Annotated in this window: 21 protein-coding genes and 1 pseudogene; 12 read left to right on the forward strand and 10 right to left on the reverse strand. The window is 74.3% G+C overall.

Features of this window, described 5'->3' with window-relative positions; translation table 11 throughout:
• Positions 1 to 70: 70 nt before the first annotated feature.
• Both ACI79E_RS16145 and ACI79E_RS16150 read right to left on the reverse strand, forming a co-directional pair.
• A complete protein-coding gene (locus ACI79E_RS16145) occupies positions 71 to 1,309 on the reverse strand; it encodes an MFS transporter (RefSeq protein WP_456933584.1) in 1,239 nt (412 codons plus the stop codon).
• A complete protein-coding gene (locus ACI79E_RS16150) occupies positions 1,306 to 2,115 on the reverse strand; it encodes an IclR family transcriptional regulator domain-containing protein (RefSeq protein ID WP_456933585.1) in 810 nt (269 codons plus the stop codon). The genes ACI79E_RS16145 and ACI79E_RS16150 overlap by 4 nt, the downstream gene beginning before the upstream one ends.
• 291 nt (positions 2,116 to 2,406) lie before the next feature.
• Here ACI79E_RS16150 and ACI79E_RS16155 point away from each other — a divergent pair, with 291 nt between their 5' ends.
• The 4 genes from ACI79E_RS16155 to ACI79E_RS16170 all read left to right on the forward strand — a co-directional run bounded on the left by ACI79E_RS16155 (position 2,407) and on the right by ACI79E_RS16170 (position 6,283).
• Entirely contained in the window at positions 2,407 to 3,270 is an 864-nt protein-coding gene (locus ACI79E_RS16155; protein ID WP_456933586.1) for an ABC transporter permease, read from the forward strand.
• On the forward strand, positions 3,270 to 4,043 hold the full coding sequence (locus ACI79E_RS16160; RefSeq protein ID WP_456933587.1) for an ABC transporter permease: 774 nt from the start codon (positions 3,270 to 3,272) through the stop codon (positions 4,041 to 4,043). Before ACI79E_RS16155 ends, ACI79E_RS16160 begins: the two co-directional genes overlap by 1 nt.
• 51 nt (positions 4,044 to 4,094) lie before the next feature.
• On the forward strand, positions 4,095 to 4,910 hold the full coding sequence (locus ACI79E_RS16165; protein WP_456933588.1) for an ABC transporter ATP-binding protein: 816 nt from the start codon (positions 4,095 to 4,097) through the stop codon (positions 4,908 to 4,910).
• A gap of 161 nt (positions 4,911 to 5,071) precedes the next feature.
• Entirely contained in the window at positions 5,072 to 6,283 is a 1,212-nt protein-coding gene (locus ACI79E_RS16170) for a cytochrome P450 (RefSeq protein WP_456933589.1), read from the forward strand.
• Between the two features lie 57 nt (positions 6,284 to 6,340).
• Here the strand turns inward: ACI79E_RS16170 and ACI79E_RS16175 are convergent, their stop codons facing one another.
• From ACI79E_RS16175 to ACI79E_RS16200, 6 genes are all read right to left on the reverse strand, one after another.
• Entirely contained in the window at positions 6,341 to 7,330 is a 990-nt protein-coding gene (locus ACI79E_RS16175; protein WP_456933590.1) for an ABC transporter substrate-binding protein, read from the reverse strand.
• Positions 7,331 to 7,445: 115 nt separating this feature from the next.
• Positions 7,446 to 8,213: an IclR family transcriptional regulator gene (locus ACI79E_RS16180; RefSeq protein WP_456933591.1), complete on the reverse strand. Its 768-nt coding sequence runs from the start codon at positions 8,211 to 8,213 to the stop codon at positions 7,446 to 7,448.
• Positions 8,214 to 8,226: 13 nt separating this feature from the next.
• Positions 8,227 to 9,084 carry a 5-oxoprolinase subunit C family protein gene (locus tag ACI79E_RS16185; RefSeq protein ID WP_456933592.1) on the reverse strand — a complete coding sequence of 286 codons (858 nt, stop codon included), beginning with the start codon at positions 9,082 to 9,084 and terminating at the stop codon, positions 8,227 to 8,229.
• Positions 9,081 to 9,692 carry a 5-oxoprolinase subunit B family protein gene (locus ACI79E_RS16190; protein ID WP_456933593.1) on the reverse strand — a complete coding sequence of 204 codons (612 nt, stop codon included), beginning with the start codon at positions 9,690 to 9,692 and terminating at the stop codon, positions 9,081 to 9,083. Before ACI79E_RS16190 ends, ACI79E_RS16185 begins: the two co-directional genes overlap by 4 nt.
• A complete protein-coding gene (locus ACI79E_RS16195) occupies positions 9,692 to 10,453 on the reverse strand; it encodes a LamB/YcsF family protein (protein ID WP_456933594.1) in 762 nt (253 codons plus the stop codon). The genes ACI79E_RS16190 and ACI79E_RS16195 overlap by 1 nt, the downstream gene beginning before the upstream one ends.
• 5 nt (positions 10,454 to 10,458) lie before the next feature.
• Complete coding sequence (locus tag ACI79E_RS16200; protein ID WP_456933595.1) at positions 10,459 to 11,706, reverse strand: NRAMP family divalent metal transporter; 1,248 nt, start codon at positions 11,704 to 11,706, stop codon at positions 10,459 to 10,461.
• A gap of 84 nt (positions 11,707 to 11,790) precedes the next feature.
• On the opposite strand from ACI79E_RS16200, the gene ACI79E_RS16205 reads away from it, so the two are divergent.
• Entirely contained in the window at positions 11,791 to 12,582 is a 792-nt protein-coding gene (locus tag ACI79E_RS16205; protein WP_456933596.1) for a putative hydro-lyase, read from the forward strand.
• Positions 12,583 to 12,637: 55 nt separating this feature from the next.
• Here ACI79E_RS16205 and ACI79E_RS16210 read toward each other — a convergent pair whose 3' ends face one another.
• On the reverse strand, positions 12,638 to 14,170 hold the full coding sequence (locus ACI79E_RS16210) for an acyl-CoA synthetase (RefSeq protein WP_456933597.1): 1,533 nt from the start codon (positions 14,168 to 14,170) through the stop codon (positions 12,638 to 12,640).
• 1 nt (position 14,171) lies between these two features.
• Positions 14,172 to 14,294, reverse strand: a complete 123-nt coding sequence (locus tag ACI79E_RS16215) for a hypothetical protein (RefSeq protein WP_456933598.1) — start codon at positions 14,292 to 14,294, stop codon at positions 14,172 to 14,174.
• A 66-nt stretch (positions 14,295 to 14,360) separates the two neighbouring features.
• On the opposite strand from ACI79E_RS16215, the gene ACI79E_RS16220 reads away from it, so the two are divergent.
• The 7 genes and pseudogenes from ACI79E_RS16220 (at position 14,361) to ACI79E_RS16250 (ending at position 20,495) form a co-directional block, all read left to right on the forward strand.
• On the forward strand, positions 14,361 to 14,819 hold the full coding sequence (locus ACI79E_RS16220; RefSeq protein ID WP_456933599.1) for a MarR family winged helix-turn-helix transcriptional regulator: 459 nt from the start codon (positions 14,361 to 14,363) through the stop codon (positions 14,817 to 14,819).
• 95 nt (positions 14,820 to 14,914) lie between these two features.
• Positions 14,915 to 15,889 (forward strand): ABC transporter substrate-binding protein, encoded by a 975-nt coding sequence (locus ACI79E_RS16225; RefSeq protein WP_456933600.1) that lies wholly within the window; start codon positions 14,915 to 14,917, stop codon positions 15,887 to 15,889.
• A gap of 9 nt (positions 15,890 to 15,898) precedes the next feature.
• Complete coding sequence (locus tag ACI79E_RS16230; protein ID WP_456933601.1) at positions 15,899 to 17,143, forward strand: MFS transporter; 1,245 nt, start codon at positions 15,899 to 15,901, stop codon at positions 17,141 to 17,143.
• Between the two features lie 96 nt (positions 17,144 to 17,239).
• Complete coding sequence (locus tag ACI79E_RS16235) at positions 17,240 to 18,313, forward strand: Rieske 2Fe-2S domain-containing protein (RefSeq protein ID WP_456933602.1); 1,074 nt, start codon at positions 17,240 to 17,242, stop codon at positions 18,311 to 18,313.
• Positions 18,310 to 18,627 (forward strand): hypothetical protein, encoded by a 318-nt coding sequence (locus ACI79E_RS16240; RefSeq protein WP_456933603.1) that lies wholly within the window; start codon positions 18,310 to 18,312, stop codon positions 18,625 to 18,627. The genes ACI79E_RS16235 and ACI79E_RS16240 overlap by 4 nt, the downstream gene beginning before the upstream one ends.
• 48 nt (positions 18,628 to 18,675) lie before the next feature.
• Positions 18,676 to 19,662: pseudogene (locus tag ACI79E_RS16245) on the forward strand (PDR/VanB family oxidoreductase); the annotation flags it as partial.
• A gap of 65 nt (positions 19,663 to 19,727) precedes the next feature.
• Complete coding sequence (locus ACI79E_RS16250) at positions 19,728 to 20,495, forward strand: IclR family transcriptional regulator (protein ID WP_456933657.1); 768 nt, start codon at positions 19,728 to 19,730, stop codon at positions 20,493 to 20,495.
• Positions 20,496 to 20,508: the final 13 nt, after the last annotated feature.

Consider the following 20,508-nt stretch of genomic DNA (forward strand, 5'->3'; position numbering starts at 1 on the left):
GTGGAGCCGGCCGGCTCCACCACGGCGCTCCCCGTCGGGGCAGGGGGTCCTCGGCGACCGTGTCCGGGGCTCAGCGGCGTGCGGTGGCGGGCTGCCCGGCCGCGTCCGGCGCCCTCTCGGTGACCAGGCGCGGCCGGCCGGCGTACACCCCGGAGGCCAGCTGGAGGGCCAGCAGCACGAGCAGCAGCGCCAGGCCGGGCCGCCAGCCGCCGAGCGCGTCGTGGAGGAGCCCGACGGCCAGCGGGCCGGTCGCGGCCAGCAGGTACCCGGCGCTCTGCGCGGCGGCCGACAGCCGGCCGGTCTGGGCGACGTCCCGGGTGCGGACCAGCACCAGCGTCATCGCCAGCGGGAAGCACAGGCCGGTGCCGAGGCCGTACAGGACCGCCCAGAGCACGGGCGCCGCGGCCGGTGCCACGAGCAGGCCGACGACCCCGATCGCCGTCGGCAGGGTGCCGCCGACCACCCACGGGACCTGACTGGGCCGGCGGGCCGCCAGCGGGGGGACGACGAGCGCGCACGGGGCGCCGAGCGCGGCGGCGGCGGCGACGATCGCGCCGGCGCCCACGGCCGTGACCCCGGCGTCGTCCTCCAGGAGGTCGGCCAGCCAGGTGAGCATCGCGTAGAACGACAGCGACTGGAGCCCGAAGAAGACGGTGACGGCGATGGCCACCCGGTCGCGGAGGACGGCGACCACCGGGAGCCGGGCGGCCGCGGAGCCCGCGGGCCGGCGCCGGCGGGCGGCGAGCACGCCGACGCAGGCGGTGGCGGCCACCACCGGGAGCAGCCACAGTGCCAGGCCGGTGACCGCGCTGCCGCCGGCGTCGGCCATCGGCTGGGCCAGCCCGGCGCCGAAGCTGGCCGACAGGGCCATCGAGGCGGTGGTCGCCCCCAGGACCGGGGCGCCGCGGGGCCCGTACTCCGCGCGGACGGCCGCGGGCAGCAGCACGTTGACCACCGCGATCCCGCCGCTGAGCAGGACGGTGCCGGCGAACAGGCCCCAAGTGCCGGCCAGCCGCAGGGCCACGCCGACGGTGAGCACCAGGGCCCCGGCGAGGACGGCGCGGTGCACGCCGAGCCGCGCCGCGAGCGCCGGGACGGTGGGGGAGAGCAGGCCGAAGCAGACCAGCGGCAGCGAGGTCAGGACCGCCAGGGCGGAGGTGGAGACCGCCAGCTCGTCGCCGAGCTCGCCGAGGAGCGGGCCCACGGCGGCGAACGGCGCCCGCAGGCACAGCGCCATGAGCACCAGGACCACGGCAGGGGCGAGCCGCACCCACCACGAGCGGGACCGGCGGGGCGAGGGCTCGCTCACGTCCCCGGACGCCGGGTGCGCTTGAGGTCGAGCTCGATGTCCTGCGCCGTCTCCAGCAGCGTGGGGACCAGCTCGTGCTCCAGCTGCGCCATCGACGTCCGGCTGGCGTGGACGGAGACGTTGAGCGCGGCGACCACCTCGCCGTCGGCGTCCCGGACCGGGGCCGCGGCCGACCGCAGGCCGTGCTCCAGCTCCTGGTCGACGAGGGCGTAGCCCTGCCGGCGGACGAGCTCGACGGCGGCCCGCAGCTCGACGGGGTCGGTGACGGTGTGCTCGGTGAACCGGGTGAAGACCGCGCGCTGCAGGTAGGCGGCGAGCTCCGCGTGGGGCAGGCCGGCCAGCAGCACCCGGCCCATCGACGTGGCGTGCGCGGGGAAGCGGGTGCCGACGGCGATGAGCACGGTCATGATCCGCTTGGTGGGGACCCGGGCCACGTAGACGATGTCGTCGCCGTCGAGCACCGACAGCGACGAGGACTCGTGCACCTGGGACACGAGGCTCTCCAGGTGCGGCTCGGCGACCTCCGGCAGCGTGAGGCCGGACAGGTAGGAGTACCCGAGCTCCAGCACCCGGGGCCGCAGTGAGAACTCGCGGCCGTCCACCCGGACGTAGCCGAGCTGGACCAGCGTCAGCAGGAAGCGGCGGGCCGCGGCGCGGGTGAGGCCGGTGGCCCGCGCGACGTCGGACAGGTTCAGGCGCGGGTGCTCGGCGTCGAAGGCGCGGATGACGGCCAGCCCACGGTCGAGCGACTGCACGAAGGTACTGTCGCGCGCCGGCAGGGCGGCCTGCTCCTCGGCGATCTCCAACGCAGTTCCTCCCGGAGGCTGTGACGCCGGTCGCGTCTGTGACATTGTGCGCAGAGTGAACCGCTGTTCGGCAAGCGTCGGTCACAGGCGATCACGGCGTGGTCACGGCCACTGTGCCCCGCTTGACGGTGAGTGGGGTCACCTGTTTCCGTTCTCAGGAAGAACATTGGTTCGCGCTGCGAACACCAGCCACCGCCCGACTCATCGTGGAGCCTCCATGCGCCGACCGGTCCCCGCCTTCGCGGCGGGCCCCCTGTTGCTCCCCGCCCCCGCCCCGGAGGGCCGCCTGCCGTGACCGAGTCCGCTCCCGTGACCGTCTACGAGCCGGCCGCCGACAACCCGGACGCCGGGGTCGCCCCCAAGCCGCCGGCCCGCCGCTCGTTCGGCAGCACGCCGGTCGTGCTCGGCGCCATCGGCCTGGTGGCGCTGGTCCTCCTGTTCGAGGTCCTGCCGCGCATCGGCGTGCTGCCCGCCCAGTTCTTCCCGACGTCGTCGGAGATCGGCGCCGCGCTGCTGGACCAGTTCGCCGAGCCCGGCTTCTGGACCGCCCTGCTCGACACCATCCAGGGCTGGGCCCTCGGCCTGGCCATCGCCGCGGTCGCCGGCGTGCTGCTCGGCATCCTCATCGGCAGCTCGCACCTCCTGCGGGAGGCGACGGCCTCCACGATCGAGTTCCTCCGGCCGATCCCGTCGGTGGCGCTGATCCCGCTGGCGGTGCTGCTGTTCGGCACCTCGATCGAGAGCAAGCTGCTGCTGGTCGTCTACGCGGCGTTCTGGCAGATGCTCATCCAGGTGCTCTACGGCGTCCAGGACGTCGACCCGGTCGCGCAGGACACCGCCCGGTCCTTCCGGTTCGGCCTGGTGGCGCGCATCCGCTACGTCACCTGGCCCACCGCGCTGCCCTACGTCATGACCGGCCTGCGCCTGTCGGCCTCGGTCGCGCTGATCCTCGCGGTCACCGCCGAGCTGGTCATCGGCAACCCGGGGATCGGCAACCGGCTGGCGGTGGCGCAGAGCTCCGGCGCGATCGAGGCCACCTACGCCCTCGTCGTCGTCGCCGGTCTGCTCGGCGTGATCGTCAACCTCGTGTTCCGGTTCATCGAGCGACGGGCCCTGAGCTGGCACCCGTCCCAGCGTGGAGAGGTGGCTCTCTGATGCGCGTCCTGCGCCGGTTGGGCTTCACGTTCGCCCTGCCCGTCGTCCTCTTCGCGCTCTGGTGGGTGACGTCGGCCAGCAGCACCGACTTCTACTTCCCGCCGCTGTCGCGGATCATCGACAGCCTGGTCGAGGAGTGGTTCGGGCCCCGGCTGGCCGACGACGTCCTGCCCAGCCTGCTGCGCCTGGCGGCCGGGTACCTCATCGCCGCGGTCGTGGCAGTCACCCTCGGCGTGCTGATCGGCACCTACAAGCGGCTGCGGGACCTGCTCGAGCCGGTGCTGGAGTTCTTCCGCGCCATCCCGCCGCCGGTGGTCGTCCCGATCCTGATGCTGATCTTCGGCATCGAGAACACGATGAAGATCGTGGTCATCGCCTTCGGCTGCATGTGGCCGATCCTGCTGAACACCGCCGAGGGTGTGCGGGCCGTCGACAGCGTGCTGTCCGACACCGCCCGGACCTACCGCATCTCCGGCGCAGCCCGGCTGCGGCACCTGATCCTGCCGGCGGCCAGCCCGCAGATGGCCGCCGGTCTGCGCCAGGGCCTGTCGGTCGCGATCATCCTGATGGTCATCAGCGAGCTGTTCGCCGCCAGCGACGGCCTGGGCTTCGCCATCGTCCAGGCCCAGCGCAGCTTCGCGATCCCGGAGATGTGGGCGGGCATGCTGATGCTCGGCCTGCTCGGCTTCCTGCTCTCCCTGCTGTTCCGCATCGTCGAGAACCGGTGGCTGGCCTGGTACCACGGCCTGCGCCGCGCCCAGCGCGCCGGCTGACCCGGGCGCTCCCCAGACTCCCCTGACTCCTGAACCGAAAGGCGCAACGCGATGCTCGAGGTCAACGGCATCAAGAAGATCTACGAGGGCAAGTCGCGCACCGTGGAGGCGGTGCGCAACCTGACCTTCACCCTCAAGGAGGGCGAGTTCGCCTGCCTGGTGGGGCCCTCGGGGTCGGGCAAGACGACCCTGCTCAAGATCATGTCCGGGCTGCTGGACCCCACCGAGGGGGAGGTCCTGCTCAACGGCAAGCGGGTCGACGGCCCGCCGCCGGGCATGGCGATCGTCTTCCAGGAGTACGGGCGCAGCCTGTTCCCGTGGATGAGCGTCCGGGACAACGTGGAGCTGCCGCTCAAGCAGAAGAAGGTCCCCGCGGCCCGCCGCAAGGAGCTCGTCGACGAGTCGATCGCCGCCGTCGGCCTGGCCGACGTGCACAGCGCCTACCCGTGGCAGCTCTCCGGCGGCATGCAGCAGCGTGTCTCGATCGCCCGCGCGATCGCCTACGAGCCCCAGGTGCTGCTCATGGACGAGCCGTTCGCCGCGGTCGACGCGCAGACCCGCGCCGACCTCGAGGACCTCGTCCGCGACCTGTGGCACCGGTTCAAGGTGACCACCCTGTTCGTCACCCACGACATCGACGAGTCGGTCTACCTGGCGCAGCGGGTGATCGTGCTGTCCAGCAGCCCCACCGTCATCCGGGACGACGTCACCATCGACCTGCCCGACGAGCGCGACCAGCTGCACACCCGGTCCTCGCCGCGGTTCGCCGAGCTGCGGGCCCGGGTCTTCGAGCAGATCCACCGGCCCAAGGAGGAGACCCCCGGCGCGGTCGACCCGCACGCCCCGGCGGTCATCGGCCAGCACTGACCCCGGCGCACCGGCACCCGGCCCCCGTCCACCCCTGGTGGGCGGGGGCCGGCCCGTTCCCGGCGCACCCTCTCTCAATCAACGAGAGAGCGCTGGGAGGGGCCGGTGACGGCGGTCACGCTGTACCCAGCAGCGACCCCGAGCCGCCACCGGAGTGCCCCGTGACCGTCGACAGCCCGCCCACCACCGACGTCCCCGTGCTGGACGACGACCCGTTCGGCACCGAGGTGCTGACCGACCCCTACGACTTCCACCGCCGCCTGCGCGACGCCGGCCCGGTGGTCTACCTCGAGCGGTACGGCATCTACGCCATGGGCCGCTTCGAGCAGGTGAAGGCGTCCCTCATCGACTGGGAGACGTTCGTGTCCAGCCGCGGTGCGGGGCTGGCCGACTTCGCCAAGGAGGAGCCGTGGCGGCCGCCGAGCCTGCTGCTGGAGGCCGACCCGCCGGACCACACCGTCGTCCGGACGGCGATGAACGGCGTGATCTCCCCGCGCGGCATGCGGGCGCTGCGCGAGCGGTTCGCCGCCCCCGCCGCGGAGATCGCCGACCGGCTGGTGCAGCAGGGCACCGTCGACGTGGTGGCCGACCTGGCCGAGGTCTACCCGCTGCGGGTCTTCCCCGACGCCGTCGGACTGGGCGAGGAGGGCCGGGAGAACCTGCTGCCCTACGGCGGGCTGGCGTTCAACGCCTTCGGCCCGGACAACGAGCTGCGCCGCGCCGCCCTGGCCACCGCCGCCCCCGTCCAGGCCTGGATCTGGGAGCAGTGCCAGCGGGAGAACCTCGCCCCCGGCGGCTTCGGCGCCCTCATCTGGGAGGCCGCCGACCGCGGCGAGATCACCCACGAGCAGGCGCCGATGCTGGTCCGCTCGCTGCTGACCGCCGGGGTGGACACCACCGTCTACGGCATCACCAACACCCTCTACGGCCTCTCCCGGCACCCCGACCAGTGGGCCCAGCTGCACGCGCAGCCGGCCAGGGCCAAGTTCGCCTTCGACGAGGCGCTGCGCTGGGAGTCGCCGGTGCAGACCTTCTTCCGCACCACCTCCCGCGAGGTCGAGGTCGCCGGGACGGTCATCCCCGAGGGCACCAAGGTGCTGCTGTTCCTCGGCTCGGCCAACCGCGACCCGCGCCAGTGGGGCGAGGACGCCGAGACCCTCGACATCGGCCGCCGCGCCGCCGGGCACGTCGCCTTCGGCATGGGCATCCACCAGTGCGTCGGCCAGCCGGTGGCCCGGCTGGAGACCGAGCTGGTGCTCACCGCCCTCGCCGAGCGGGCCCGCGCCATCGAGCCGGCCGGCGACCCGGTGCCGAAGCTCAACAACACCCTCAAGGGCTGGGGCAGCGTGCCGGTCCGCCTCACGCCGGCCTGAGCCGCACGCGACAGCGGCCCCGGAGGGAGTCCTCCGGGGCCGCCGCCGTCGCCGTCGCTACTCGGCGATCATCGTCTCGACGTCGAACTCCTCGCTGATGATCCCGTACTCCAGCATCAGGTCGCTCATCTCCTGCAGCTGCTCGCGGTCGACCTCGGCGTCCCACTCCGGCAGCTGCACCTGCTCGACGACCTCGGCGGGCACCTGGCTGTAGGTGGGCACCAGGCGGACCAGCTCCTCGCGGTTGCCCTGCAGGTCCGCCATGGACGCCGCCATCGCCGCCCGGAACCCCTCGATGACCTCGGGGTTCTCCTCGGCGTACTGGGCGGTGGTCAGCCAGCCGGCGACCGGCATGTCCTCGACCGGGCCGCTGAACAGCGGGAACAGCACGCGGGCACCGCTGGCCAGCGCGGAGGCCTGGAACGGCTCGACCTGCCAGATGGCGTCGACGTCCCCGGCGCTCAGGGAGGCCGCCATGTCCGGGTAGGGCAGCTCCAGGAACTCGATGGTCGAGATGTCGACACCGGCCTCCTCGAGGACCGCGTTGACCGCGACCGTGCCGATGTTCTGCAGGTTGTTCACCGCGATGCGGGCCCCGGCGAGGTCCGCCGCCGACTGGTACGGCGAGTCGGGCGCGACCATGATCGCGTGGTCCTCGGCGCCGACGTCGTTGCCGGCGATGATCTGCACCGGCAGCCCCTGCTGGGCGGCCAGCAGCGCCGAGGTGTAGTTGCCGTAGGTGATGTCGTACTCCCCGGCGATCAGCGAGGGGATGGCCTGGGCGCCGCCGGAGGTCTGCTCCAGCGTGACGTCGAGGTCCTGCTCGTCGAACAGACCGGCCTCGTCGGCGTGGACGGCACTGGCGGTGTGCACCAGCGGGAAGTAGCCGACGGTCAGCTGCGCCGGGCCCTCCCCGCCGCCGGAGGCGGTGCCGCCGTCGTCGTCGGAGCCGCAGGCGGTCAGCGCGAGCGTGGCGGCACAGCCGAGCGCGAGGCCGGCCAGCCGGCGGGAGGGACGGCGTCCGGAGGATGCGGGCGCAGCGGTCAAGGAGGGGCTCCCTTCGGGACTCCGCAGGCGACGGCTGCCCGCGGACGTGACGCGGATCATGCGATCCCCGTCACAGGCGCTCCCAGCGCCCTCTCGAAGAGTGAGAGGCGGTGCCTCAGCGCGCCCCGGCCTGCGGCCCCGCCGACAGCGAGCGGGTCACCCCGCGCGCGGCGGCGAGCAGGGCCGGCACCTGCGCGGCGGCCCGGCCGTCGTTGGGCACGATCACCGACAGCGCGGCCACCACCTCCTGCAGGCCGTTGCGCACCGGCACGGCGACCCCGGTGGCGTCCGGGTGCACGTGCCCGGGGGTGACCACGTAGCCCTGCCGGCGGACCTCGGCGAGCGTCGTCCGCAGCCGCTGCGGCGTGCTGATCGTCTCCGCCGTGTGCGGCTCCAGCGGCCGGGAGAGGTACCGCTCCTGCACCTCGGCCGGCCCGTAGGCGAGCAGCATCAGCCCGGAGGAGGAGATGTGCAGCGGCAGCCGGCCGGCGACGTAGGAGTAGTTGACGACCGCGTCGCGCGCCGACAGCCGCTCGATGAACAGCACGTCGTCGCCGTCCCGGACGCCGAGCTGCGCGTGGTGCCCGACGACGGCGTGCAGGTCCTCCAGGTAGGGCATCGCGGCGTCGCGCAGCGAGAGGGTGGGCGACGCGCGCGACGCCAGCTCCCACATCCGCACCCCGACCCGCACCTCGCGGTCGGGGCCCCGCTCCAGCAACCCGTGGGCCACCAGCTCGGCGATCAGCCGGGAGGCGGTGGCCACGTGCAGGTCGGTGCGCCGGGCGATCTCCGACACCTGCAGCGCCTTCTCCTCCGGGGAGAAGGCGGCGAAGATGCGGACCGCCCGGGACAGCACCGACTCGCCGGTCGTCACCCGCCCCATGACGGGCAGTGTCTCATCTGCCGAGAGACGTACCCCGGAAGCGCAGGGCCTGACCCGGCCGGAGCTGACCGCACCGGTCGACGTCCTCGTCGGCGACGTAGGCGATGACCGGGTAGCCGCCGGTGACCGGGGCGTCGGCGAGGAAGAGCACCGGCAGGCCGGACGGCGGCACCTGCAGCGCGCCGCGGACCATCCCCTCGCTGGCCAGCTCGCCCGGGCGCACCCGCTCCAGCGGGGGCCCGTCCAGTCGCAGCCCGATCCGGTTGCTCTCCCCGGTCACCGTCCAGGTGGTGCCGGTGAGCACCGCGGCGGCGTCCCCGCTGAACCAGTCGGCGCGGGGCCCGGGCAGCACCCGCACCGTCACCTCGCCCCCGGGCGGGTCGGCGACGGGGGCGAGGTCGACGCCGGGCAGGGGGCCGGCCGCCTCGCCGACGGGCAGGACGTCGCCCGCGGTGAGCGCGGGCGGGCCGAGCCCGGAGAGCAGGTCGGTGGCGCGGCTGCCCAGCACCGGCTCGACCGCGATCCCGCCGCGGACGGCGAGGTAGGTGCGCAGCCCCGTCCCGGGCGCGCCCAGCCGCAGCTCGTCACCCGCGCCCAGCCGGTGCGGGCCGTTGTGGGCGGGGGAGCCGGGGCAGCGGGCGCCGGTGGTCGCGACCAGCAGGTCGGCGTCCGCGCGCAGGGCCAGCCCGCCGAGGGTCACCTCGAGCACCGCGGCGTCCGGGTCGTTGCCGACCAGCCGGTTGGCCAGGGCGGCGGCGGCCCGGTCGCAGGCCCCGGAACGACCGATCCCCAGCGCACCCTGCCCCGGTCGGCCGGCGTCCTGCACGGTGGTCAGCGGGCCGGGGGCCAGGACGGTCAGCGTCCGGCTCACGCCGCCTCCACGAACCGCACCCGCACACCGGGACGCAGCAGTGCGGCCGGGTCGCGGGACAGGTCGAACACCGGCACGTCGGTCCGGCCGATCAGCTGCCAGCCGCCGGGGGACTCCCGCGGGTAGACGCCGCTGAACTCCCCGGCCAGCGCCACCGCCCCCGCCGGCACCCGGGTGCGCGGGGACTCCCGGCGCGGCACGTGCCACGGCTCGCCGTCGGGGGTGCAGTAGCCGAAGCCGGGCGCGAAGCCGCAGAAGGCCACCGTCCACTCGGTGCCGGTGTGCCGGCGCACCACCTCCTCGGGCGAGACCCCCAGGTGGGCCGCGACGTCGGCGAGGTCCGCCCCGTCGTAGACCACCGGCAGCTCGATGCGCTGGCCGTGCCCGGCACGGTCGGTCCGCGGGCGGCGGCCGCGCACCGCCTGGTCGACGGCGCCGAGCGTGGTCCGCGCCGGGTCGACGACCAGCAGCACGGTGCGCGCCGCGGGGACGACGTCCACCACGCCGTCCACCGGCTCCTCGGTGAGCGCGGCGTAGAGGCCGAGGACCTCGTCGAGGTCGGCGAGCTCGACCAGCAGCGCGGTGGAGCCGCTGGGCAGGACCCGCATCAGGCCGCGAACGGCGCCAGCTCGACGCCGGCGTCGGTGAGGGTCTCCCGGACGCGCCGGGCGATCGCCACCGCGCCCGGGGTGTCGCCGTGCACGCAGATGGAGTCCGGCTGCACCAGCAGCGGGTGGCCATCGACGTCGGAGATGGGTTCCCCGCGGGCCATGGCGAGGCAGCGGGCGGCGATCTCGTCGGGGTCGTGCAGCACGGCGCCGTCCAGCCGGCGGGAGACCAGCGCCCCCTCGGGGGTGTAGGCCCGGTCGGCGAAGGCCTCGCGGACGACGGTCAGCCCCGCCTCCTCGGCCAGCCGCAGCCACGCCGACCCGGGCAGGCCCATGACCGGGAGCGTGCGGTCGTACTCGACGACGGCGCGCACCACCGCGGCCGCCTGCTCCTCGTGCCGCACGATCGCGTTGTACAGCGCGCCGTGCGGCTTGACGTAGCGCACCCGCGAGCCGGCGACCCGGGCGAAGGCCTCCAGGGCGCCGAGCTGGTACAGCACGTCGGCGGTGAGCTCGTCCGGCGCCACGTCCATGAACCGGCGGCCGAAGCCGGCCAGGTCGCGGTAGGAGACCTGCGCGCCGATCGCCACGCCGGTGGCCACGGCCTGCGCGCAGACCCGCCGCATGATCGACGGGTCGCTGGCGTGGAAGCCGCAGGCGACGTTGGCGCTGGTGACGATGCCGAGCAGCGCGTCGTCGTCGCCGAGCTGCCACTGGCCGAAGCCCTCGCCGAGGTCGGAGTTGAGGTCCACGGGGTCCATCCTGCTCAGCCGAACAGGTCGATGACCGGCCGGATCGAGTTGACCGCCAGGTAGATCGTCAGCAGCCAGGCCAGCCAGCCGACGACCAGCAGCCAGCGCGGGTAGCGGTAGCCGCCGAGCAGGTCCGCCCGCCGGGTGGCCACCCACAGCAGCACGGCGATGCCGATGGGCAGCAGCAGCCCGTTGAAGGCGCCGGCGAAGACCAGCAGGGTCGTCGGCGCGGCGCCGAGCAGCACGAAGGCCAGCGTCGTGACGGCGATGAAGGCCACCACGAGCAGCGTGCGGGTGCGGTCGCTGGTCCGGGTGCGGGAGGTGACGAAGGAGATCGAGGTGTACGAGGCGCCGATGACGCTGGTGATGGAGGCCGCCCACAGCACCACGCCGAAGGCCCGCAGCCCGAACTCGCCCGCGGCGACCTGGAAGGCGTTCGCCGCCTGGTTCTCCGCGCCGAGGTCCGCCCCGCCGGCGACCACACCCAGGATGGCGAGGAACAGGACCACCCGCATGATCCCGGTGATGACGATGCCGGTGATCGAGCCGCGGGTGATGTCCCGGACGTGCTCCGGCCCGGTGACGTGGGAGTCGAGCAGGCGGTGGGCGCCGGCGTAGACGATGTAGCCGCCGATCGTGCCGCCGACCAGCGTGGTGATCGCGAGGAAGGACACCTCCTCGGGGAGGACGACGTTCCTCAGCGCCTGCCCGACCGGCGGGCCGGAGGTGATCGCCATCCAGGCGGTCAGCGCGATCATGAGCAGCCCGAGGAACACCACGATCCGGTCGACGGCCACGCCCGCGCGCCGGCTCAGGAAGACGCCGATGGCGATCACGGCCGACAACGCGCCGCCGATCTTCGGGTCCAGGCCGAACATCGCGTCGGTGCCCAGGCCCGCCCCGCTGACGTTGCCGATGTTGAACACCAGCCCGCCCACCAGCAGCAGGCCGGCCATGACCCAGCCCAGCCCCGGCAGGACCAGGTTGCCCAGCTCCTGGGCGCGCCGCCCGCTGACGCCGACCACCCGCCAGACGTTGAGCTGCAGCGCGATGTCGATGACGATCGAGACGGCGATGGCGAAGGCGAACGCCGCGCCCAGCTGCACCGTGAACGTCGTCGTCTGGGTGATGAACCCCGGCCCGATGGCCGAGGTCGCCATGAGGAACATGGCGCCGAGCAGGGTCGACCGGGTGCTGGCCGACATCCGGTCGGCGACCGGGGTCGGACCGGTGGAGGACGGGGTCTCCGGGCTGTGCGACACGGGCACTCCCACGGGGGCGGCTGTCCCGGACGCTAGAGCCGGCTCCACGGGTCGGCAACGCGAGACGGGTGGACCATGGGTGCCATGACGCAGCAGATGGTCTCCCCGGCCGGCCCGGCCGCCGTCCGCGCCGCCTGCCGCGACGGCTCCGCCGTGCCCACCTCGGGGCTGGCGCCCGGGTTCACCCAGGCGAACCTGGTCGTGCTGCCCCGCGACTGGGCCTACGACTTCCTGCTGTTCGCCCAGCGCAACCCGCAGCCGGTGCCGCTGCTCGACGTCACCGACGCCGGGTCGCCGTCCACCGTGCTGGCGCCCGGCGCCGACCTGCGCACCGACCTGCCGCGCTACCGGGTGTGGCGGGACGGCGAGCTGGTCGACGAGCCGACCGACGTGACCGGCCTGTGGGCCGAGGACCTGGTCGCCTTCCTCATCGGCTGCAGCTTCAGCTTCGAGACCGCGCTGCTGGACGCCGGCGTCCCGGTGCGCAACATCGAGCAGGGCCGCAACGTGTCGATGTTCCGGACCGACCGGGAGTGCCGGCCGGCCGGGCGGCTGTCCGGGCCGCTGGTGGTCACGATGCGGCCGGTCCCCGGGGAGCTGGTGACCACCGCGGTGCAGGTGACCGCGCGCATGCCGCAGGTGCACGGCGCGCCGGTGCACGTCGGCCCACCCGAGGCGCTGGGGATCGCCGACCTCACCCGCCCCGACTTCGGGGACCCGGTCGAGGCCGCCGACGGCGACGTCCCGGTGTTCTGGGCCTGCGGGGTGACCCCGCAGGCGGCCCTCATGGCCTCCCGCCCGCCGTTCGCGATCACCCACGCGCCGGGCCACATGTTCGTCACCGACGTCCCGGACTCCGCCTACCGCCAGCTCTGACGCACCGGCCCTCGTGGCCACGGAGGCCCGGCCTCCATGGCCACGACGGCCGGGATCAGGCGCCGGGGAACCGCTCGCGCAGGTCGGGCTTGCGGATCTTGCCGGTGGCGGTCTTGGGCAGCTCGTCGACGAACTCGACGTGCCGGGGCACCTTGAAGCCGGCCAGCCGCTCGCGCAGCGCTGCCCGGATCGCCTCGGGGTCCTCGGCGGTGCCGGGTGCGGGGACGACGACGGCCAGCCCGACCTCGCCCCACCGCTGGTCGGGGACGCCGATGACCGCGGCCTCCAGCACCGCGGGCAGCTCGAGCAGCGCCGACTCCACCTCGGCCGGGTACACGTTCTCCCCGCCGGAGATGATCATGTCCTTGTAGCGGTCGCGGATGTAGAGGTAGCCCTCGGCGTCCAGGGACCCGGCGTCCCCGGTGTGGTACCAGCCGTCACGCAGCACGGCGGCGGTCTGCTCGGGGTCGTCCCAGTAGCCGGCCATGACGTTGGGCCCGGAGACGACGACCTCCCCGACCTCGTCGACGCCGGCGTCGGTGCCGTCGGGGCGGACCACGCGCAGGTCGGTGAAGAACAGCGGCCGGCCGGCGGAGCCGACCCTGCGCTCGGCGTCGGCCGGGTCGAGGACGGTGCAGCCGGGGGAGGCCTCGGTCATGCCGTAGCACTGCTGCATGGTCACGCCGCGGTCCAGCCAGGTGCGCAGCGTGGGGATCGGCACCGCGGCACCCGCAGCGCCGATGGTGCGCAGCGCGGACAGGTCGCGGGTGGGGAAGCCCGGCTCGCGGCTCATCGCGTCGAGCATCGTGGGGACGGCGAAGAACGAGGTGACCCGCTGCTCCTCGATGACCCGCAGCGTCTCGGCCGGGTCGAACCGGCGCACGACGACCGCGCAGCCGCCGCGCAGCAGCGTGGGGTTGACCGTGCCGTTGAGCCCGCCGATGTGGAACAGCGGGGCCAGGGCGAGGGTGCGCTCGTCGGCGGTGAAGTCCATGCCGAGCAGTTGGTTGGTCGCGTTCCACGTCATGTTGCCGTGGGTGAGCACCGCGCCCTTGGGGCGGCCGGTGGTGCCCGAGGTGTACATGACCAGGCAGGGGTCCTCGAGTGCGACCGGCTCGTCGCGGGGCTCGGGATCGGCCGCGGCCAGCAGCTGCTCGTACGGCAGCGACCCCGCACCCCCGGCGACCGGCGGCTCGGCCGCCACCCACGCGCGGACGCCGGGCAGCCGGTCGCGCAGCGCGTCGGCCAGCTCGCCGGAGTCGCGGCCGTGCACCACCACCGAGGCGCCGGAGTGCTGCAGCACGTACTCCGCCTCGGGCGCGGTCAGCCGGGCGTTGACCGGCACCCAGATCGCCCCGAGCTGGCCGCAGGCGTAGAGCGTCTCCAGCGCCGACGGGTGGTTGCCGCCGGTCCACGCGACCCGCTCCCCGGCGCGCACACCCAGGGCGGCCAGCGCGCCCGCGGTGCGGCGCACCCGGTCGGCGAACCCGCGGTGGGAGGTCGTCGTCCCCTCGAACCAGATCGCGTCGCGGTCGGGGGAGCTGCGCAGTCGGCGTTCCGGCCAGGAGCCGAGCCCGGCGTTGCGCACGTCAGCCCGCCAGCCCGGGCTCGCCGGTCCCCGGCGCGGCGGTGGGGTGGCGCGGCTCGCCCGTGGAGCGGGCCGCGGCCTCCGGCAGCTCGGCGTCGAGGTCGACCAGGGAGGAGGGGTCCACGGTTGGCTCCAGGCGGGCGAGGGTGTGACGCACGACGCTAGGCCGTTATCGTGGAGGACGTCAACGATGGAGGTCCTCATGGACGGCACCGTGCTCACCGACGACGTCGGCTACCTGCTCTCGCGCGCCAGCGGCCTGCTCGTCCGCGCCACGAACGCCGCGCTCGCCGACCACGGGCTGCGGGTGCGTTCCTACTCCGCACTGCTGCTGGCCTGCGACTCGGGGGACGGCATGTCCCAGCGCGACCTCGCCGAGGCGCTGGGTCTCGACCCCAGCCAGGTGGTCCTCCTCGTCGACGAGCTGGCCGCCGCCGGCCTGGTGGAGCGGCGGCCCTCGGCGACCGACCGGCGCACCAAGCTGGTCTGCGCCACCGCGGCCGGGCACGCCGCCCGGGGGTCCGCACAGCGGGCGGCCGCCGCCGCGCACGCCGCGCAGCTGGAGGAGCTCAGCGACGAGGAGCGGGAGCAGCTGCGCGCCCTGCTGGGGCGGCTGGTCGGGGTCGGTCAGCCCCTCCTGCGCGGGTGATCCGGGGCAGGTACTTGTCCCCGGGCCCTGTGACGTGCATCATCCCGAACGTCAACCGTTGAGGTTGTCACCGAATTACGAGTCTGGGAGAACGCATGCTCCGCAAGTGGGTGCCCCTGCTGGCCGCGTCGACGCTGGTCCTCGCCGCCTGTGGGGGAGGCGACGACGAGGCCGCCTCCGGCGGCTCGGGGGGCGGCAGCGGTGAGCTGCGCCAGGTGACCGCGGGCCTCCTCCCGGTGGCGGTGACCGGCGCGCTGCAGGGCGGCATCGAGCAGGGCTTCTTCGAGGACCACGGCATCGAGGTCACCATCGAGACCGGTCAGGGTGGCGCCGCGCTCCTGCCGGCGGTCGCGTCCGGTGAGATGCAGTTCGCCACCAGCAACCCGGTCTCGCTGCTGCAGGCCCGCGACCAGGGCCTCGACGTCCGGGTCATCGGCCACTGGACCTCCACCCGCGCCGAGGGCGACGACGTCAACGGGGTCGTCGCCAACCAGGCCTCCGGGATCACCTCCGCGGCGGGCCTGGCCGGCAAGCGGATCGCGGTGAACACCCTGAACGGCATGGGGCAGCTGACGATCGACGAGGCCGTGCGCCAGGACGGCGGCGACCCGTCGGGCATCCAGTACGTCGAGCTGGGCTTCCCCGACATGCCCGCGGCCCTGGAGGCCGGCAACGTCGACGCCGTCTGGGTGCCGGAGCCCTTCCTGTCCCAGCTGATCAGCGCCGGCCACCCGGTGGCCAGCTACTCCAGCCAGGAGTCGGTGCCGGGGCACCCGACCCAGCTGTTCTTCACCTCGGGCCAGCTGGTCGAGTCCGACCCGCAGCTGGTCGAGGACTTCACCGCCGCCCTCGAGGAGACCCTCGAGTGGGCCGACGCCAACCCCGACGCGGTCCGGACCGAGGCCGAGGAGTTCCTCCAGACCCCGGCCGGGGCGATGGCGAACGTGCGGATCGAGGAGTTCGGCACCGACCTGCGCCGGGAGCAGATCGAGCGCATGGGCGAGCTCATGGTCGACGCCGGCCTGCTCGACAACGACCCCGACATCGACGGCCTCCTCCCGCAGGAGTAGTCCTCAGGGGTGAGCTCCGAACCCCTGTCGCAGGCCCGTCCGGACCCCCGGGCGGGCCTGCGGCCGCTCCGCGCGCCGGGCGGCGGCCTGCTGCTGGCCGCCGTCCTGCTCGCCGGCCTGAACATGCGCGGCGCGATCGCCGCGGTCTCCCCGGTGCTGCCGGAGATGCGCGCCGAACTCGGCCTCTCGCCCACCCTCGCCGGTCTGGTCACCACGCTGCCGGTGCTGTGCTTCGCCGTCCTCGCGCCGCCGGCCGCGTGGCTGGGTCGGCGGATGGGGACGGAGGCAGCGGTGGGTGCCGGCCTGCTGGCGATCGCCGTGGGCACGGTGCTGCGCGTGGTCGACGGCGCCCCGCTGCTGCTGGTCGGGACGTCGGTCGTCGGCGCCGGCATGACGCTGGGCAACGTGCTGCTCCCGGCGGTCACCAAGCGGGAGTTCGCCGAGCGCGCCGGCGCGGTCACCGGGCTCTACACCGCGGCCCTGTGCGCGGGCGCGGCGCTGACGGCCGCGCTCACCGCCCCGCTGGCCGGACTCACCGACTGGCGGACGGCGCTGGCCGCGTGGGCGGTGCTCGCGCTCGCGTCCGCCGTCCTGTGGCTGGCCGCCACCCGCGGGCGGGGGAGCGGTCCGGGTGGCGGGGACGAGCCGGCCGCGGCGCCGGCCGGCTCGACCGCACCGGTCTGGCGCTCGCCGGTCGCCTGGGCGGTGGCCACCGTGCTCGCCCTGCAGTCGGTCCTCTACTACGCGATCACCACGTGGCTGCCGACGCTGCTGCTCGACGAGCTCGGGCAGGGCCTGCGCCCCGGAGCCGTGGCCGCGGCCCTGTTCCAGGTCCTGGGCATCCCCGGCAGCCTGCTGGTGCCCGCGGTCCTCGCCCGGCGCCGCCGGGCCGGCGGTCAGAGCGGCCTGGGCGTCGTGGTCGCGGGGTCGTGGGCCGTGCTGGTGCTGGGCCTGCTGGTCGCACCCGGGCTCTGGGTCGGGTGGGCGGTGCTCGGCGGCCTGGCGCAGGGGGCGGGCATCGCCTTCGCCTTCACCACCCTCGTGCTGCGGGCCGCCGACGAGGCCGCGGCCCGGCGGCTGTCGGGCATGGCCCAGCTGGTCGGGTACGGCGTGGGCGCGACCGGGCCGCTGCTGGTGGGGGCCGTGTACGCGGCCACCGGTGGATGGGTCGCCCCCCTGGTGGTGCTGCTGGCCGTCACCGCCGTCCTCGCCGGCGCGGCCGCCGTGGCCGGCCGCCCGCGCGTCATCGGTTGACATCGACTTCCACAATGTGGAAGTCCGCTATCGGGGGCCGGGTGATGGCGGTCACCGTGGGTATGAGCTGGAGAGAGCCCGAGCCTGGAGGCATGAATGACGTCGATCGTCCAGAACCAGTGGTACGTGGCCGCGTACGGCCGCGAGATCGGTCGCGAGCTGTTCAGCCGCACCATCTGCGGTGAGTCGATCCTGTTCTGGCGCACCGAGGCCGGCCAGGTCACCGCGATGAGCGACCGCTGCGTGCACCGCCGGTTCCCGCTGTCGGAGAAGCCCAGCCACCTCAACGGCGACACCGTCGTCTGCGGGTACCACGGCTTCACCTACGGCGCCGACGGCGTCTGCGTCGCCGTCCCCGGGCAGAAGCGCGTCCCGCGCACCGCACGGCTGAAGTCCTACCCCGTGGTGGAGCAGGACTCCTTCGTCTGGGTCTTCATCGGTGACCCGGACAAGGCCGAGAGCACCCGCATCCCGCGGGCGCCGTGGCTGGACCAGGAGGGCTGGACCGTCGTCAGCGGCATGGAGCCCCTCAAGGCCCGCGCCAGCCTGCTGATCGACAACCTCATGGACCTCTCCCACGAGACCTACCTGCACGGCGGGTACATCGGCACCCCCGAGGTCGCCGAGACGCCGATCACCACCGAGGTCGACGAGGAGGCCGGCATCGTCTACGTCAGCCGGCACATGGCCGACGCGGAGTGCCCGCCGTTCTACTCCAAGAGCACCGGCATCCAGGGCCGCATCACCCGCTGGCAGGACATCGAGTACACCCCGCCGTGCCTCTACAAGCTGCACAGCCGGATCGCCCCGGTCGGCGTGCTGCCCAACGAGGACGGCACCGACCCCGACGCCTTCCACGTCGAGGTCGTCTACGCCATCACCCCGGAGACCGAGAACTCCACCCACGACTTCTGGGCCGTGGCGCGCGACTTCGCCCTCGACGACGAGGAGGTGTCGACCTTCCTGCGCGAGAACAACCGCACCGTCGTGCTGCAGGACGTCACCGCCCTCGACGTGCTGGAGCAGGTCCTCACCGGCGAGCCCGACGGCTACCAGGAGCTGTCGATCAACATCGACACCGGTGGTCTCGCCGCCCGCCGGCTCATCGCCGCCCTGGCCGCCGAGGCCTCCGGCACCCCGGCCGAGCAGCCGGCGGCGACCGCCCGGTGAGCCCGGCCAACGGCAGCAACGACACCGGAGGGAACGGCATGACCCTGCCCCCGCCGCGCGAGGTCCTCGTCGGTGAGAAGGTGTTGCGCATCAACTGGCTGCCCGGCTCCGACCGGCTGCGCGGCCTGTGCCACTGCGGTGCCGAGGCCGAGGGGGAGGACCCGATCGAGATGTGGGAGTGGCTGCTCGCCCATCCCGACCACCCCGCCGGCGGGCCGACGGTGACCCCGCTGCCCGACGTCCTCCCGCCCCCGCCGGCCCACCGGGTGACCGACCCGTCCATCATCCGGACACGGACCCCGGTCCTGGTCTGAGCACCCCCGTCCCCGGTCCGCCACCCCGGCGGGCCGGGGACGTCGCCTGCCTACATCGAACGGAGTGACACCGTGCACAGCACGCACGACGAGGTGGACCTGCGACTGCAGGTCGCGTCCCGCACCGAGGGGGCCGAGGGCGTCGTCGTCCTCGAGCTCCGCGACCCCTCCGGGGCCGACCTGCCCGCCTGGGCTCCGGGGTCCCACCTCGACCTCGAGCTGCCCAACGGGCTCACCCGCCAGTACTCGCTGTGCGGGGACCCCGGCGACCGGTCGGTCTGGCGGATCGGGGTGCTGCGCGAGCCCGAGGGGCGCGGCGGCTCGGCGTACGTGCACGACGAGCTGACCGAGGGCGTCGAGGTCGACGTCCGCGGGCCGCGCAACAACTTCCCGCTGGAGCCCTCGCCGCGCTACGTGTTCATCGCCGGCGGCATCGGGATCACCCCGATCCTGCCGATGATGGCCGCGGCCGACGCCGCCGGCGCCGAGTGGGAGCTGCACTACGGCGGGCGCAGCCGGCGGTCGATGTCCTTCCTCGAGTCGATGGAGGAGCTCACCGGCACCCGGGTCACCCTGCACCCGCAGGACGAGGTCGGCCTGATCGACCTGGAGGCGATCCTCGGCACGCCCCGGCCGGACACCCTCGTCTACTGCTGCGGGCCCGAGCCGCTGCTGCAGGCGGTCGAGAAGCAGTGCGTCACCTGGCCCGCGGGCGCCCTGCACGTGGAGCGGTTCAGCCCCAAGGAGTTCGGCGAGCCCGTGCTCCAGGGCGCCTTCGAGGTCGAGCTGGCCACCAGCGGCATGACCCTCACCGTGCCCCCGGACAAGTCCATCCTCGAGGTCGTCGAGGAGGCCGGGATCCCGGTGCTGTCCTCGTGCCAGGAGGGGACGTGCGGCACGTGCGAGACGCCGGTGCTGGAGGGCGAGGTGGACCACCGCGACTCCCTGCTGACCCCGGCGGAGCAGGAGGCCAACGACACGATGTTCATCTGCGTGTCCCGGGCGGCCTGCCCGAAGCTGGTGCTGGAGCTCTGACCCCGGTCGGCACGCCCGGCGCCGTCGCCGGGGCCCCGGCTCCGGCACGGACGTCGGGCGGCAAGCTGCTCGCCGTCCTCGACGCGTTCACCCGCGAGCGACCGGCGCTCACCCTGTCCGAGATCGCCCGCATCGTGGACGTGCCGCTGTCCACGGCGCACCGGCTGGTGGCCGAGCTGCGCCGTTGGGGCGGCCTCGAGCGGGACGCCGACGGCCGCTTCCGGGTGGGGTTGCGGCTGTTCGAGCTCGGCGCGCTGGCCCCGCGCGGCCTCGGGCTGCGGGAGGCCGCGCTGCCGTTCATGGAGGACCTCTACGAGGTCACCCACCAGAACGTGCAGCTGGCGGTGCGCGAGGACGTGGAGGTGCTCTTCGTGGAGCGCTTCGCCGCCCGCGACGCGGTCACGGTGCTCACCCAGGTCGGCGGCCGCTTCGCGCTGCCGCCCACCGGGGTCGGCCTCGTCCTGCTCGCCCACGCGCCCCTGGAGGTCCAGGAGCGGGTGCTGACCGCCCCGCTGCGGCGCTACACCCCGCACACCATCACCGACCCGCGCCAGCTGCGGCGGGTGCTCGCCGAGGTGCGGCGCACCGGCCTGGCGGTCAGCGACCGGCAGGTCACGGCGGACGCGGTGTCGGTGGCCGCCCCCATCGTGGGCCCGGACGGCGTCGTGGCGGCGCTGTCGGTCGTGGTGCCCGGCGACTCCCCGGCCGCCGTCCGTGCGGTCACCCCCGGCGTCCGGGCTGCCGCGCGCGGCATCTCCCGGGTGCTCACCCAGTCCGCCGGCGGCGGGTGGCCGGTGGCGACACCGGCGCCCGGCGCCGACGAGGTCCGCTGAACCGACCCCCTGC

The sequence above is a fragment of the Geodermatophilus sp. SYSU D00079 genome, from assembly GCF_054050635.1.